The organism is Streptomyces lanatus (genome assembly GCF_014655715.1).
GTDB lineage: Bacteria > Actinomycetota > Actinomycetes > Streptomycetales > Streptomycetaceae > Streptomyces > Streptomyces lanatus.
Window position 1 is genome coordinate 74109 of record NZ_BNBM01000023.1, and the last position, 14841, is coordinate 88949.

Consider the following 14841-nt stretch of genomic DNA (forward strand, 5'->3'; position numbering starts at 1 on the left):
GCCCGGCCGTCCTGGGGGGCGGGAAGCCCGAGCGTGCGGGCGACGGCGTCGAGCGGCGCGTCGATCGGGGCGCCGACTGAGCTGATGACGTTGACGCTAAGGCGGGAGACCGCGCCGACGAAGCGAGTGTTCCGGGAACCGGCACATCGTTCCGCCGGCGCTGCGCGTGTTCCGGGAACCGGCACAACCGTTCCGCCGCGAGCCGGGCCCCGGCCTGCTCTCTCCCCGCCACCTCAACGACCACGGAAAGGGCCCTTCCACGCACCGGACCGGATGGATCGACGTCCGCGCCTCCACCTTCGACACCGCGCACGCGGTCGTCCTTGTCCCCGTTGACGCACAGCAAAAGCGGCACTTGACCTGCGCTTTCGCGGGTCAAGTGCCGTTGTGCGTCTCATCGATTCCCGTCGATGCGGATCGATGTCAACCGCGCCCCTACTTGGAGCACTGCTCAGTTGCGGTCCAGCCAACGGACTTCTGCACGTAGCCTGCCCACGGGTCTGGGTGCCCTCCGGCATCGGTGCACTTCTTATCGGCGGCCTTCTTGGCCGCGGCCGGCGTAGATCCGGTCCCCTGGACCGTCCAGTACCTGGTTGCCGCGTTGGCGGGGAGTGCGGTCGCAGAGCTGAGCGCGACGACCCCCGACGCTATGACACCCAGCGTGACCACCCTGGAGCGAATGCGTGTAATGCGTGGCATATGCATCGGGATTCCTTTCGAAGTGGCTCGTCAGCTGTCGTGCGACGAGCACTTGGTTGCCATGCGGCCGGGTCGGACGCGGTGGAGACACCGTCAGGGATTGCTGCCGGCCGCCCAGCTTGCCCCCGTCACGTCAGGACGCCGGGCAGTGCCCTGACGATCGACGACACCGTCCGTCGCAGGGGTGGCAGGAAGACATCGGCCGACCCGTGTTCGGTGGGGAACCCGATCGACACCGCCGCCACCGCCTGGCCGCCGAAGACGATCGGCATGGCCACACACGACCGTCCGGGCGCCGCCTCCTCGACGTCGGTGGCGACCCCACGCTGCCGGACCCGTCGCAGCTCACGACGGAGCAGTTCCGGATCCCGCACAGAGTGCGCGGTGAGCGCGCGCAGACGGCCCGTGGTGGCCGCCTCGACCAGGCCCGGGTCCGTGTGGGCCAGCAGTGCCTTGCCCACACTCGTGCAGTGAGCGGGCAGAGCCATCCCGACCTCCGTGGCGAACAACCGCGCCCGCGGCGTGTACAGCTTCTCCACGTAGACGACATCCGGGCCGCGCAGGACGCACAGATGGATGGTGTGCCCGACGGCCCGGTGCAGATCCAGCAGGTACGGAAGCGCGACGTTGCGGACCGCTCCTTCGGGCGACGCCGCACCGAGGGCCATCATCCGGAACGCGATCCGGTAGCCGGTGCCCTCATGTTCCACCGCCCCCACCTGGACGAGCATCCCGAGGACGCGGTAGGCCGTCGACTTCGGCAGACCGGCGCGGCGCGCCACCTCACTCAGCGTCAACACGCGGCCTTTTCGGAACACTTCCAGCAGATCGAACGCCTTCTGCATGACCGACGACGGAACGGCCGTCTCCCGCACTGCGGCCCCATTGCCCATGTGCAGTCCCTTCAGAACGCCTTGAGAACAATCGTTCCAGGGTCTGTCTCGCAGATCGGTGCGGTGGCGAGCGGCCGTCCGCGCGGATGCATCGCAAGGCGGCGGAGGAATGCTCGTCAGGGGATCCTCTGTGTGACGACGCCGACGCGGCCAGTCCCCCGCAAGCGGGAGGTGCCGCGCGGAGGGGGCGCGCAGCCCGCGGTGATCTACGAGACAGACCCTGGGGGGTCAGACCCTGCTCAGCTTGGCGATGCGCAGCCCGTGCTCGGCGGCATCCTCGTGCCCCGTCTTCATCGACTCCTCGGCCAGCCCTCGCAGGTGCGCCATCTCCGGGTTCCAGAACGCGTGGGTCAGCTCCGCCTCGGCGATCTGCAGGTCGAGCCCGAAGACGTCGGCCAGGATCCTGCGCAGGTAGGGCGTGGCGTAGTCCCAGCCCTCCTTCGGGGAGCCGGGCCCGTAGCCGCCGCCCCGGCTCAGTGTCAGCAGCGCCGGCTTGCCCTTGAGCGGCTGGTCACCGTGTATCCCCACCTGGTCGTGCTTCAGGATCAGGTCGATCCAGGTCTTGACCTGTTCCGGGACGTTCCAGTTGTACATCGGCACCGCGAACAGGAACGCGTCGGCGGCGAGGAGTTCGGCGCCGAGGCGGTCGAGGAGCTCGTGCGCCTCGGCCGGGGCCGGTGCGGCCGGGTTGACGACTTCGTGGGCGAGCGCGGTCCACGCGTCCCCGGGCAGCGGCTGGAACCCGAGGTCGCGCCGGGTCACGACGCCGCCGGGGTGCTCGGCGAGCCACGCCTTCTCGGCGGTGTCCGCGAGGGCGCGGCTCACCGATCCTTCGGTCCGGATGCTCGCGTCGAGACGGAACAGGTTCATGGTGCCGGTACCTCCATAGTTCGGCTGCGATGCAGATAGTATGCACAACAGAACATCTGCTTTCAAGAAAAGTGGGCTGGCTAACAGCCCGGCATGACGCGGGTGCCGGTGGTTCGCGACGAACTGCAGTCGGACCTCGGCTGGGGGCCGGGCGCGTCACCACAGACATCCCCGGCGGCCCCGCGGTCACCAAGGGTCCTCGCCATCGCCTCCCGGGACGGCGCGGTCAGGGGCGAGGGCCAACGGACAGGACCGCCATCTGGCGCCGCGCTCGCCGGCATCGCCAGCGAGGACCGCACCGTTGACGCAGCTGCTCAAAGGCGAGAGCAGAGAGCAGGCGAGATCCGCGATTTCGCTCGGGCCCCTCGGCGCGCCCTCGCGCGTTTGCCCCATCGAGCAGGCCGCATGCCCGCCGAGCATCGCCGCCGTTCCCTCGACGTGGACGGCTACCGGGGAGACCGTATTGACTCGCGCACCCGACGGACCCCAACTCAAACGCCCAAGAGCGAGCGAGCATCTCGATGCCGGCCTTCGAGGTGCCGTAAGCCGCTCCGACCGCAGCCGGGATTCGCGCCGAGCCCGACACGATCGGGATGATCGATCCGTTCTGTCGGTGCACCATTCCGGGCATCAAGGCTGCTAGCAGTAGGAACGGGCCCGCATTTGACGGCGACCTGCGGTCGAAGCTCGCGGCGTCAGCGTGCACCGTCGAGACGAACTCATAGATGCCGGCCCTGCACACCACGGCGTCGCTCCGGCTGCTGTCCCTGGCTTGCAAGACGACGGACGCTCCCCGTCGGACCAGGCCCTCGGCGATCGCCCGCCCGATCCCCGACGTCGCCCCCGCGACCAGGGCGCTTCGCCGTGTCGACTCGTCACTGACGGCCATGGCGCGTCTCCTTGCCATAGCCGGGCCGCAGCCCGTCACCCGCTGCGTCATCGCGGAGCTGGAGCACCCCCTCCAAGGACACTATGCAGACAAGATATTCTGCTCACAAGACTATCTGTAGTGATGTCGAAAGGTGCTACGGTGATGCGATGTCCTCTGAACCCCGCGGCCGAGCGAGCGAAAGCGCCAAGTGTCTTGCCTTGGACAACGACCTGGTTTGGGCCATTCGCATGATCTCGGGGGCGCTTCGGCGCGCTGCAGCCGACGCCTCGGAGACGCTGCCCGGAGGGTCACGCGCCTACTTGGTGCTCATGGCATTGGCCGAGGCCGGGGACAAGCCCCCCACGCAACTCGAACTGGCCGGCCAGGTTGGTCTCGACCGAACGGTGATGACCTATCTTCTCGACGACTTGGAGAGGCAGGGTCTGCTGTCGAGGCGCCCGAATCCGCAGGACCGGCGGGCTCGCCACGTGATCCTGTCGGACGAAGGCCGATCGCAACTGCAGCGCATGCGAACTGATGTCGCGGCCGCTGAAGCACGGCTGCTTGTGGAGTTGAGCGAAGAACAGCGGGCCCAGTTTCGAGACCTCCTGACCCAAGTTGCGCTCACCGCTCAGCGGGGCACTGTCAAAGACTGAGGTGCGTGCTGTTCCTCTCTGGAGACAACTGCCAAAGAGTGGAACGCAGGCGCTGGCGAATCGGCGATCCTGGCCGCCGACCATGCGCGCCGGCCTCGACGAGGATGCTGCGGGTGTCCAAGCCGTGGCGCGCGGCGGCGGTCTCGTCGTGGCGCAGGAAGCTGGAATACACGCCCGCGTGGACGAGGCTGAGCGTCTCGCGGTCCACCCTCACCTCGCGGTCCTTCAGCAGTCGTACGAGATCGTCGGCGGCGTCCATCAGCGGGAACAGATCGCGGCCGTGCTCGAACCCCATCAGGTCGGCGACCGCGATGAAAGCCTCGAGGGGGCAGTTGCACGCGCCTGCCCCCCTGACGGGCGAGCGAGGCGTCGACGCGGACAGCGCCGCTCTCGACGGCGACAACGGTGTTCGCCACGCCCAGGGCGAGGTCGTGATGGGCGTGGATGCCCAACTCCGTGACCGGGTCGAAGACGTCACGGTAGACGCGGAAGCGGTCGCGGATACCGTCCATGGTGAGCTGACCGCCGGACTCGGTGACGTAGACGCAGTGCGCGCCGTACGACTCCATGAGCCGCGCCTGGCGGGCGAGTTCGGCCGGTTCGGCCATGTGGGACATCATCAGGAACCCGGCGACGTCCATCCCCAGCTCACGCCCGCGAGGCGGTGCCCGATGACTGCCGGCATCGCCCGACCGCCGAGGCCGCACCGGACTCGACCAGACCGGCCTGACCGGCAATCCCCTATGGCCGACCGCGGTGCGGGTGATGTCGAACGCCGCGGCAATCTCGCCCGCGCGTCATGGGCGACGAGACGCAGGACCGCCCGGCGACGCGGTTCAGCAAGTGACGCAGCGCCTCGTCAGTCGCAGCGTCCGTCGCGATGTCGGCCATCGGGCAGTGCGTCTCGTCCTTCTACGGGATCCTCCGTTTGCCGGTCAGGCCCACAGGCCGACAAGATTCCCGTCCGGATCCGCGAAGATCGCGTAACGGCTGTGGTCACCCGGCAGGTCGGTGGGCGGCACCACCTTCTTCCCACCCAGCGCCTCGGCCCTCTCCAGGTAACCGTCCAGGTCGTCGACCCTCATGTAGATCTTGACTCCGGTGTCTCCCAGGGCGATCGACGGGCCGATCCCTCCGATGATCGCCGCGCCGCCGGCGCCGGTGTCCACCAGAGCGTAGCCACCCATCGCCGGATCCGGGGTGACCTGCCAGTCGAACAGATCCGCGTAGATTTTCTGTACCCGCTCTTGATCTGTGCTGATCACTTCGAAGAACGCTACCGGCTGACCCATGTCAATCATCTTCCTCTCTGATATTCGTTAAGGGGCCACGCAGATAGGCGGCCGCTCATGGTCGGCGCTGGGGACGCACATCCCAGCGGTGGGTGGTCCACGCCCGGCGGATCAGGCTACGAACGGCGAGGTCGAAGAAGGCTTCGATGACGGTGATCCGGCGTTCGTAACAGCGGGCGAGCCGGTGGAAGGCGTTCTGCCAAGCGTGGGTGCGCTCGATGTACCACCGCTGGGTCGCCTGGATCGGCGCCTTGGTCCCCTTGCGGGCGATCTGGCCGTACAGCCTCCGATTGCCAAGCACGGTACGGGACTTGGTGGAGTCGTAGTCGGCATCCAGGTGCACGGTGATCTCATCGGGCAGCGGTCCAAGAACCTCCAGGAGAGCGAGAGTCGGGGCCAGGAGGGGTGAGTCGTACTGGTTGGCGCTGGCCAGAACCCGGCCGAGCGGGATGCCGTAGCCGTCGGTCATGTTCGAACGTTTCATGCCCTGTTTGCCTCGGTCGACCGGGGATCGTCTGGCCGCTTCGCCGCCTCCGGGAGCCTTGGCGATGGCGCCGTCGATGGCGATCTGGTCCAGGACGAGACCGACGACGCGGTCGTAGGCATCCAGGGCGATCCGCTTCAACCGCGCGAACAGGCCCAGGCGTATCCACTCGTCGCGTCGGTTGCGGATGGTCGTGGCCGAGCAGGTGGAGTCCGCGATTGCCTCGTACGAGCAGCCGAATCGCAAAACCTGGAGCAACTTGTCGAACACGATCCGGTCACTGATACGGCGTCGGTGGCAGCCCAGCGGGTGGGTCGGTTCGAACTGCGGTCGCTGCGGCAGCAGGGCGGCGAATTGGTCCCAGAGCGGTTCGGTCAGCCATGAAGGAAGCGCAGGCACAGATTTCTCCAGTGATCACAGAGCGTCGCAACTCCATGATCACGGCACCGGTACCTGCCCCATCCGCCCCAGCCTCCCCGCCGCTTATCTGCAAAGCGTCGAACGCTGCTCAGCCGATCCGCGTGCGCAGGTGCTCCAGCGCCGCTTTCAGCGCGTCCCCGGCCGCGACGGCCACGTCGGGCTCGACACCGACGCCTTCCCAGTTGGTGCCGGTGACCGGGTTGATCGAGCGGGCAGCGGGAACGGTCACGGTAACGTGCGGGGCGACCGGAATCCGGTCCGTAGGGTGAGCGCCACCGCGGGTGGTCTGGCCGATCAAGGTGGCGCGCCCCAGCACCTTCAGGTTGTACGCCAGCTCCTCTCCGCCGGAGAAGGTGAGGTCGCTGGTCAGTACGGTGACCGGGCGGTCCAGGTAGCGCGGTGCGGCGAGGTGCCCGAGGGTCCAGTACTGGCGGGTCAAGTCAGTGGCCCGCTCGTAGATGTCGTTCAGGTGCACCCCGTCGTCAGCGAAGAAGTAGCTGCACCACAACTGCACGCCTTCCGGTGAGCCGCCCCGACACTGCCGCAGGTCGATGACCAATGCCTCGGTGGGAGCGAGCAGTTGCATGGCGGCAGCGATCGCGGGACCACCCAGATCGGCGGGGGCGATCATGCGCAGGTCGAGGTAGCCGATGTTGTCGTCGAGCTGCTCCACCCGCCGGATGCCGTAGTTGCTCTCCCTTGCGTACTGCGCGAATCGGGCGCGAGCGACGGCCTCCGGCTCCTCGTCCATCGACTGCGGCTCCTCGGCCCACAACAACCGCAAATGCTTGTCCGGACAGACATTCTGGAGATCGTCCGTGACTCGCTCGCACAGCTCCCGCACGTCCAGGTCCAGATATGCGCCTTCGTCCAGCCGACGCCGGATCGCCGCGTCGATGGCAGCCGTCTTTTCGGGAAACACGTAACCGGCGGTGATCTGGGTCAGAGCGGCTTCGAGTATCTCGTGATGAGTCGTCATGCGCGCGATGGTAGGTCCGGGTCGAACGCGTGCCCAACGGATTTCACGGCCGCTTCTTCACGTGCTCCGCTCACCGACTTCCTCGGCGATGCGACCACTCAGCACCCGACGCTGTGCGACGGCCCGGTGGAGACCGCCCGCATCATCCACACCGCCTACCTGCGCAACCTGTAAGCCTGCCGCCCGTCGCCGAACTTGCCTCGGGCCAGCTGGACGCCCTGCGCCAGCCGGGCATCGGCTGAGTGGAGTGGAGGAGGAGAGCGGGGCCATGATCTGGTGTCGCCCTGACCAGCAAATATCGCTCGTTCAGGCGTGGGATTCGTCGGTAGGTTGCTCGTCATGATCTACAAGTTCGGGCCCAATGAGCAGTGCCTACGGCGCTGCCGGGCGGTAGTGCCGGTGCGATCTCATCAGGCGGCGCCTGGTGTCCATAACCGTGCCGAAGTCCTCATCCACGAAGCCGTCGAACCGCCCGCGATCGGGCCCGGATGTCGCCTGACCGGGGGCAGTGGCGAAGGCCCGGCCGACGTGCACGAGATGCCGAAGAAGGCCGCGGCCAAGAAGACGACGGCGAAGAAGCAGCCGTCCAAGAAGACGTCGGGACGCCGACCGCGAACCGCATGAGGTGCCTTGAGGCGTCAGCCTCGTAGTTCGGGCTGGATGCGGCGAGGAAAGCGAACGCCTCCTGCATGATCTCGTGGGTGGTCACGAAGAGGGTCTCCCCGTGCGCCACGGGGAGACCTGACTCTGAGCATCAATCGGCGCCGATATAAGCGCCGTGTATGTCAACGAGTCCAGTAATCCGGTGGAAATTCGCCCGGCTCAGTGCGCCGGGCCCGTCCCTGGACCAGCTCCTCTTGGACTTCATCCTCGCCCTGGTCTGCCGAGTCCTGCGGTTCAGGTACGAACACAGCCTCCCGCCCGGACTCTGGATTCGCAGGTGTATAGCCGAAGGTGTTGGCAGGATGGTCCACGGAATCCACCTTTCCTCGAAGGCGCTTACAGACAGCGCCGCGACTTCGCCTTCACATACAACAGGTTGCCGCGAACCTCGGTGCCGTCGTTGGCGATGGCATAGCCGCGGGCCTCCAGCCGGTGCTTGCGGTGGCTGGGCACCGAATCCTTGCAGTTCACGTAGAACGTGGTGTCGTTGCTTTGACGGCTGGTCCTGGGCCGGACGATCGACCCGGTCACGCGGTGCCAGCCGCCGTTGTCGGTGGCGAACTGCCCGTTCGTCCACTGAGTACGGAGCCGGTCAGTGGATCACGCTGAACCGCAGATGGGTGGCGTTCGGCGTCTCGATCACCTTCGTACGCTCCAGCCGGTACTGCCCGCCCAGGTGCTCGAAGAGCCGAGTGCCGCCGCCGAGCACGACCGGGGCCAGATGGATCTGGATCTCGTCCAGCAGCCCGGCCGCGAGGCACTGCTGAGCCGCGCTCGCGCCGTGCACGGCGACCGCCTTGCCGCCCGCCGCCGCCTTCGCCTGGGCCACCGCGCTGTGGATGCCGTCAGTGACGAAGGTGAAGACCGACGGGGCCCGTACCGTCTCCAAGGCGGGTGCCTTGTGGGTGAGCACGAAGCATGGCGTCGGTCCGGCGGGCCCGCCCTCACCCCAGCCGCCGTCGCCCTCCGCCAGGCCGTACGACACCCGCCCCATCAGGATCGACCCCAGCCCTGCGCGCATCTCGTCCAGCAGGTCGATGTCGCGCGGGTCCGGCTGGTGCAGCCACTGGTGCAGCGGCAGGCCGCCGTCGCCCAGCTGCTGCTCGCGGGAGACATTCGGGCCGGCGACGAACCCGTCCAGCGACATCGAGATGCCTGAAACGACCTTGCTCATGACCTCGTCCCTCCGTTGGATGCCTTCCTGAGGTGACGTCGGAGCCGCGCGGGAGTTCTCGACATCGCTCGGGGCGCGGGGCGAGGGGTACGCGAATACGGCTTCCGGCACAGGCGGCGTCGGCCCTCGCCAGTGTTCGGTTGTGCTCGTACGGCCCGTCGTGCGATCTGAACCGGGGGAAATACGGCAACAGGCCGCCCTCCGCCTCCTGTCCGGACCCGCCCCTGGCCCTCCTCGCGGGAGGGCTTCGTGACAATGCGGTCAGGTGGCTTGCGGCCAGGTCCGCAGCAGGACCGTGATCTGGGCGGCGGTACAGGCGGGGTCACGCAGCAGGTCGCGGAGGGCGACGGCATCCTCGCGTGTGGGCTTGACCGGGATTCCGGAGGCCTCGAGGTACATCACGCCGGTCGCAGCGGCCACGGCCATGTTGGAGCGCTCCAGCCAGCGGCAGCGTCCAAGGATGTGCACCAGCGCGGCTGCGCGGGCGTAGGGGCCGTCGTAGACGGGGGTTTCCAGCAGCTCGGCCCGATGGCAGGCGACCGCGGCCACCGGTACACCGTAGTCGTCGGGGGCCGGGTCTGCCGCGCCCGCGATCTCCGCGACCTGCAGGATCCAGGGAACGTCGATGTGCAGGTCCATTACGCGGCGTGTGCCCCCGGGGAGGGACGGACGGCGTCCTCGGCCTCGTCGAAGACCGACTGGTGCTCATCGAGGAAACGCCGGGCGGCGTCCAGGCCTCGCTGGCGCAGCCCGTCGGCGTCTTCGCGCACGAGAGCCGCGATGTAGTCGCCGACGCTCATGCCGCGGTCTCTGGCCCGTGCCGTGGCCAGCTCCGCGATCTCGTCGTCGACCCGCCAGCCCTTCTGAGTCTTCGCCATGCCCGGATGGTAACAGCTGGTACCAGATCACGGAGGGGAACCGTGACCCCGCAACCGGCGGCGGTGGCCGTCCGGCCTCCGTTCGCCGGAGGCATTGTCAGTGGTGGCGGGCAGGATGGCGGGCATGACAACACCAGGTGCAGTGATCGTGGATGCCGCCGCCTACGCGCAGGCGGTCGAGGACGCGGTGAAGGCGTCGGCCGCCTACTACGCGGGCGGTACATCGGTGCTGGACGATGACGCCTACGACCGGCTGGTGCGCGGCATCGCCGCGTGGGAGGCCGGCCATCCCGACCAGGTGCTGCCCGACTCGCCGACCGGGAAGGTCGCCGGCGGCGCCGTGGAGGGCGACGTCCCGCACACGGTGGCGATGCTGAGCCTGGACAACGTGTTCTCGCCGGAGGAGTTCACCGCCTGGTCCGCCTCGCTGGCCCGGAGGACCGGCCACGAGGTCGAGCGGTTCAGTGTCGAGCCGAAGCTGGACGGTCTGGCGATCGCCGCCCGCTACTCCCACGGCCGGCTGAGACAGCTGATCACCCGCGGCGACGGGACGGCCGGGGAGGACGTCTCGCACGCGATCGGCACCATCGAGGGCCTGCCGGACCAACTTGCCGAGCCCGTCACGGTCGAGGTGCGGGGCGAAGTCCTCATGACGACCGCCCAGTTCGAGCAGGCCAACGAGGTGCGCACCGCGCACGGCGGGCAGCCGTTCGCCAATCCGCGCGGCGCCGCGGCGGGCACCCTGCGCGCCAAGGAGCGCACCTACACCGTGCCGATGACGTTCTTCGGCTACAGCCTGCTGCCCCTGCCCGACACCGAGACGGCGCTCGCCGCGCGGCTGGGCGGCAACGCACACAGCGAGCTGATGACGCAGGCCGCCGCGTACGGGGTGAACACCACCGCCACCACCGCGGTGCCCGGCACCACCGCCGACAGCGTCGAACAGGTGCTGGCCCGCGTGCGGGAGATCGCCGCCCTGCGGCCCGACCTGCCGTTCGGGATCGACGGCATCGTCATCAAGGCCGACCTCGCCGCCGACCAGCAGGCCGCCGGCTCCGGATCACGCGCCCCGCGCTGGGCGATCGCCTACAAACTGCCCGCCGTCGAGAAGATCACCCGGCTGCTCGAGGTGGAGTGGAACGTCGGCCGCACCGGCGTCATCGCCCCGCGAGCCGTCCTGGAACCCGTCGAGATCGACGGCGCCACCATCACCTACGCCACCCTCCACAACCCGGCCGACATCACCCGCCGAGACCTGCGCCTGGGCGACCACGTCATGGTCCACCGTGCCGGCGACGTCATCCCCCGCATCGAGGCCCCCGTCGCTCACCTGCGCACCGGCGACGAACAGCCCATCGTCTTCCCCGAGGTGTGCCCGCGGTGCGGTGCCGGCATCGACACCAGCGAGCAGCGCTGGCGCTGCGCAATGGGCCGCAACTGCCACCTGGTGGCCGCCCTGTCCTACGCCGCCGGCCGCGACCAGCTCGACATCGAAGGCCTCGGCGCCACCCGCATCGTCCAGCTCGTCGACGCCGGTCTCGTCGCCGACCTCGCCGACCTGTTCACCCTCACCCGCGAGCAGCTCCTGAGCCTGGAGCGGATGGGCGATACCAGCACCGACAACCTCATCACGGCGATCGCCGCGGCCAAGGCGCAGCCCCTGTCACGCGTGCTGTGTGCACTCGGGGTGCGCGGCACCGGCCGCTCCATGTCCCGCCGGATCGCCCGGCACTTCGCCACGATGGACAACATCCGCGCCGCCGACGCCGAAGCGATGCAGCAGGTCGAGGGCATCGGCACCGAGAAGGCCCCCTCCATCGTCGCCGAACTCGCCGAACTGACCCCGCTCATCAACAAACTCGCCGCCACCGGGGTGAACATGACCGAACCCGGCGCCACCCCGCCCACCCCCGCCGCCGACGGTCCCGACAGCAGCATGGAGCAGGAAAAGGCGGGTGGCCCGCTGGCCGGCATGACGGTGGTCGTGACCGGCGCGATGACCGGCGTGCTGGAGAACCTCAGCCGCAACCAGATGAACGAGCTCATCGAACGGGCTGGAGGCCGCTCTTCCTCCAGCGTCTCCAAGAAGACCACCCTCGTCGTCGCCGGCGAGGGCGCCGGATCCAAGCGGGCCAAGGCCGAAGGCCTCGGGATCCGGCTGGCCACCCCGGACGAATTCGCCACCCTCGTTGCCGACTTCCTCAAGTGACCCGCAGCCGTGCGGCCGAGTGCCCCACCTCACAACGGAAGTCCGGCAGCGTATGGAACAACCCTCGGCAGTTGACCGTTCATCTATGTGTGGCTGCGGAGGGGACAGTGTCCCCGGGCCTCACCTATAGCCCATGGGGACGACCGTCCGGCTGAAGCCCCATGGAGCCTTCCGCCGAGAGGCGACCGCCCCCCGCACGTCACCGCACACGGCCCCGGCTGGTCTCCCCCGTCCAGCCGGGGCTTCCCGTTGCCCCGAGCGTGCCCACTTGGGCGGCGCGGCCGCTGCCGGGGAGCGGGGCGCGCTCGCCGGTGTTGCGCGCCGGGCGGGGCCGCTTAGGTACAGGAAAACATCCTACTGCCGTTTATTCATCTAAGCCCATACGGTGGTGTCAGTCGACAGACCGAGTAAGGAGGACGAAGGGTGAACAGCACGACGATCGCCACCCTCGACTGCACCACCTCGGGATGACCACCAGCAACGCTGACGCCATGGTGAGCTGGTATCGGGTGGTGATCGGGATGGATGTGGTCCACCGCACCGACTCAGCGAGCGCCGGTACGAAGGGCGCCCCCGCGATGAAGTCTGTCTGGGTGACCAACGACGAGGCCAACCACCGGCTGGCCTTCGTGGAAGTGCCCGGCTTCAGCGCCGACGAGAACAAGGCCGCGCACCGCCGCATCCAGCACTTCGCCTTCGCCTACCGCACCCTCGAGGAACTGCTCGGCACCTACCTCCGTCCCCAGGCCCAGGGCATCGTTCCGGTCCTGTGCACGGATGCCGGCGCCCAGACCGCGTTCTACTACACGGACCCGGACGGCAACAGCGTCGAGCTCCACGTCGACAACTTCGGCAACAGCTGGACGTCAACGGAGTGCATGCGCCACTCCCACGACTTCGCGGCCAAACCCATCGGCCACTTCGTCGATCCGAACAAGCTCGTCAAAGCCTGGCAAGCCGGGGCGTCTGCCTCCGAGCTCAGCGAACGCGCATGGCGCCACGAGTTCATACCCGACGAGCCATACGACCCCAGCGTCCTTCTCTGAGCCGAAACCGCGATCAGCAAGGCGGCCTTGAGCACGTCGTCGGCGCAGAAATCGAAGGCAGAAGACCGTGAATCTCCGCTCCGCGAAGCCGTGGTCGACGCCCTCAAAGTGATCTGAACGGCGTCCGTGACGGATACGGCCCTTCACGCGGATCCGACGACCTTCCTACCCATTTCAGGAGAAGATATAAGTACAGATCGGTTCATCTACCTCTCACAGGGCGAGAGCAGGCCCACCCGCGTACCGGTGGCGCCCGAATTCGCCTTGAAGGCAGGGAGCGAGGACACCGGGGGCGGCTACTCCGTGCTGGAGGTGACCGTCGGCGGCGACCTGCCTCTCCACATCCACCACAACGTCGACGAAGTCCTCTACATGCTCGAAGGTGAAATCGAGGCAACGTTCGACGGCCGCGTCTACACAGCCAAGCCGGGCGACTTCATGCTGCTGCCCCGCGGTATTCCGCACGCCGTCCGCCCGACCTCGGACGTAGCACCCCGACTGCTTCAAATCTCGTCTCCCGGTGGGTTCGAGCACTTTGCCGAAGACCTCGTCGAGAGCTTCCGCAGCCTGCAGGACGCCGGCGGCCCCCAGGCCGTGTCGGAACTCGCCGGCAAGCACGGAATAACCTTCCTGCACACGCCGTCTTGATCTTCTAACGTGGGTGTAGTCACGGAGACGGCCGTTTCGGCGCTACTCACAAACACTTGCCGTCGGTCCCCCGTCACGTGATCAGACGGGGGCCTTGTCTTCTTCGATGAGCCGCAGGCGTCAGAGCGAGTCTTGCACCAGGCGCCAGTCACAGCGCGTCGCAGATCACCGGTTCTGGCACAGCTTCTCAGGCGCAGAGACTCGCGGGGCTGCTGTTCCCGCCCAACCTTCAGGATTTCGACGACCAGGAGTGGGAGCACCTGATCAACATCTGCACCGAAGACGGCATTGGGATGATGTGGGCACCGAGCTCCGAGCTTCTACGTGCCCTGCTGCAGGAGCCGGATCGCAGCGGCCGATACTCCTATCTTCTCGACCACCGGCCCGAGGTGCTCCGTCAGCTCGACGAAGGTCTGAGCAACGTCACGCATGGAGACCTGGACGACTTGACCGGACTGGCCCGTGTGCCTGTTCAGTGCGCCCGTCAGGGTGCTTGGGAAGGCGCGCTCTCCCTTGCCGGGAATGTCCTCAACAGCGCCATGGAGCATCACCGCATCGAGTGGTATCGGCAGGAGTTCCGCGCCCAGATCCGCGACCTCCGGGGGCACACCGGGCCTGGCGCTACGTTGCGGAGGGTGGACACCGCGATTCCGCTGCCGGAGCGTTCCGTGGGGATCTTCGACCTGCGCGCGCACCTCGTCCTGCGCTCGATCAAGAACGTCTTCGCCGACACCAGGAACGGCGTGACGACGCAGGACACGTTCAACCGACATCTCGCCGCTCACCACGCCTCATACGATTCCTACCGCGAAGAGTTCACCCTCCCCGCACTTCTGGCCATGCACACTCTCCTTCGCGTACTCAACGAAGCCAAGGAAGAGGCAGATCAGGACGATGAAGAGCAGCGGGCAGGCGATCGTCAGCGCTAGTCCCTCACTCTCGCGTCTGTGCCCCGAGCCGCAGCCGCGGAGGCTGGTGCCGAGTTCGTGGAAGCGACGGGTTGCCGTTTGTGCAAGCGGGACGTCCCACAGACCGCATCTCCTAGAAGTTATGTGGAAT

The 14841-nt window shown here is 67.8% G+C and carries 16 protein-coding genes and 2 pseudogenes; 6 read left to right on the forward strand and 12 right to left on the reverse strand.

Going from position 1 to position 14841, the window contains the following annotated elements:
* Positions 1-827 precede the first annotated feature (827 nt).
* The 4 genes and pseudogenes from IE325_RS40560 to IE325_RS46440 form a co-directional block, all read right to left on the reverse strand.
* Positions 828-1592, reverse strand: a complete 765-nt coding sequence (locus IE325_RS40560) for an IclR family transcriptional regulator (RefSeq protein WP_190075201.1) — start codon at positions 1590-1592, stop codon at positions 828-830.
* 228 nt (positions 1593-1820) lie between these two features.
* Complete coding sequence (locus IE325_RS40565) at positions 1821-2462, reverse strand: FMN-dependent NADH-azoreductase (protein WP_190075202.1); 642 nt, start codon at positions 2460-2462, stop codon at positions 1821-1823.
* Between the two features lie 186 nt (positions 2463-2648).
* A complete protein-coding gene (locus tag IE325_RS46435) occupies positions 2649-2882 on the reverse strand; it encodes a hypothetical protein (protein WP_350896660.1) in 234 nt (77 codons plus the stop codon).
* Positions 2883-3000: 118 nt separating this feature from the next.
* Positions 3001-3402: pseudogene (locus IE325_RS46440) on the reverse strand (SDR family NAD(P)-dependent oxidoreductase); the annotation flags it as partial.
* A gap of 149 nt (positions 3403-3551) precedes the next feature.
* Here IE325_RS46440 and IE325_RS40575 point away from each other — a divergent pair.
* Positions 3552-3989, forward strand: a complete 438-nt coding sequence (locus IE325_RS40575) for a MarR family winged helix-turn-helix transcriptional regulator (protein WP_229912415.1) — start codon at positions 3552-3554, stop codon at positions 3987-3989.
* Positions 3990-4068: 79 nt separating this feature from the next.
* Here the strand turns inward: IE325_RS40575 and IE325_RS40580 are convergent.
* The 4 genes and pseudogenes from IE325_RS40580 to IE325_RS40595 all read right to left on the reverse strand — a co-directional run.
* Positions 4069-4642, reverse strand: a pseudogene (locus tag IE325_RS40580) (hydroxymethylglutaryl-CoA lyase-like TIM-barrel protein); the annotation flags it as partial.
* Positions 4643-4924: 282 nt separating this feature from the next.
* A complete protein-coding gene (locus tag IE325_RS40585) occupies positions 4925-5281 on the reverse strand; it encodes a VOC family protein (RefSeq protein WP_190075203.1) in 357 nt (118 codons plus the stop codon).
* 55 nt (positions 5282-5336) lie between these two features.
* Positions 5337-6164, reverse strand: coding sequence for an IS5 family transposase (locus IE325_RS40590; protein ID WP_190075204.1), 828 nt, complete (start codon positions 6162-6164; stop codon positions 5337-5339).
* A gap of 109 nt (positions 6165-6273) precedes the next feature.
* A complete protein-coding gene (locus IE325_RS40595; protein WP_190075205.1) occupies positions 6274-7164 on the reverse strand; it encodes a S41 family peptidase in 891 nt (296 codons plus the stop codon).
* Positions 7165-7503: 339 nt separating this feature from the next.
* Here IE325_RS40595 and IE325_RS46445 point away from each other — a divergent pair, with 339 nt between their 5' ends.
* Positions 7504-7788 carry a hypothetical protein gene (locus tag IE325_RS46445; RefSeq protein WP_229912406.1) on the forward strand — a complete coding sequence of 95 codons (285 nt, stop codon included), beginning with the start codon at positions 7504-7506 and terminating at the stop codon, positions 7786-7788.
* 375 nt (positions 7789-8163) lie between these two features.
* Here the strand turns inward: IE325_RS46445 and IE325_RS46750 are convergent, their stop codons facing one another.
* From IE325_RS46750 to IE325_RS40615, 4 genes are all read right to left on the reverse strand, one after another.
* The gene (locus IE325_RS46750) at positions 8164-8298 is read right to left on the reverse strand and encodes a hypothetical protein (protein ID WP_268256389.1); all 135 of its coding nucleotides are present in this window, start codon (positions 8296-8298) and stop codon (positions 8164-8166) included.
* 121 nt (positions 8299-8419) lie between these two features.
* Entirely contained in the window at positions 8420-9001 is a 582-nt protein-coding gene (locus IE325_RS40605; protein ID WP_190075206.1) for a dihydrofolate reductase family protein, read from the reverse strand.
* A 261-nt stretch (positions 9002-9262) separates the two neighbouring features.
* Entirely contained in the window at positions 9263-9640 is a 378-nt protein-coding gene (locus IE325_RS40610; RefSeq protein WP_190075207.1) for a fic family toxin-antitoxin system, toxin component, read from the reverse strand.
* Entirely contained in the window at positions 9640-9879 is a 240-nt protein-coding gene (locus IE325_RS40615) for a hypothetical protein (RefSeq protein WP_190075208.1), read from the reverse strand. Before IE325_RS40615 ends, IE325_RS40610 begins: the two co-directional genes overlap by 1 nt.
* A gap of 124 nt (positions 9880-10003) precedes the next feature.
* Between IE325_RS40615 and ligA the strand changes: the two genes are divergently transcribed.
* From ligA to IE325_RS40635, 4 genes are all read left to right on the forward strand, one after another.
* The gene (gene ligA, locus IE325_RS40620) at positions 10004-12088 is read left to right on the forward strand and encodes an NAD-dependent DNA ligase LigA (protein WP_190075209.1); all 2085 of its coding nucleotides are present in this window, start codon (positions 10004-10006) and stop codon (positions 12086-12088) included.
* Between the two features lie 161 nt (positions 12089-12249).
* Complete coding sequence (locus IE325_RS40625) at positions 12250-13134, forward strand: VOC family protein (protein ID WP_268256390.1); 885 nt, start codon at positions 12250-12252, stop codon at positions 13132-13134.
* A gap of 246 nt (positions 13135-13380) precedes the next feature.
* The gene (locus IE325_RS40630; protein ID WP_229912407.1) at positions 13381-13782 is read left to right on the forward strand and encodes a cupin domain-containing protein; all 402 of its coding nucleotides are present in this window, start codon (positions 13381-13383) and stop codon (positions 13780-13782) included.
* Positions 13783-14075: 293 nt separating this feature from the next.
* Positions 14076-14711 carry a hypothetical protein gene (locus IE325_RS40635; protein ID WP_190075211.1) on the forward strand — a complete coding sequence of 212 codons (636 nt, stop codon included), beginning with the start codon at positions 14076-14078 and terminating at the stop codon, positions 14709-14711.
* The last annotated feature ends 130 nt before the right edge of the window (positions 14712-14841 follow it).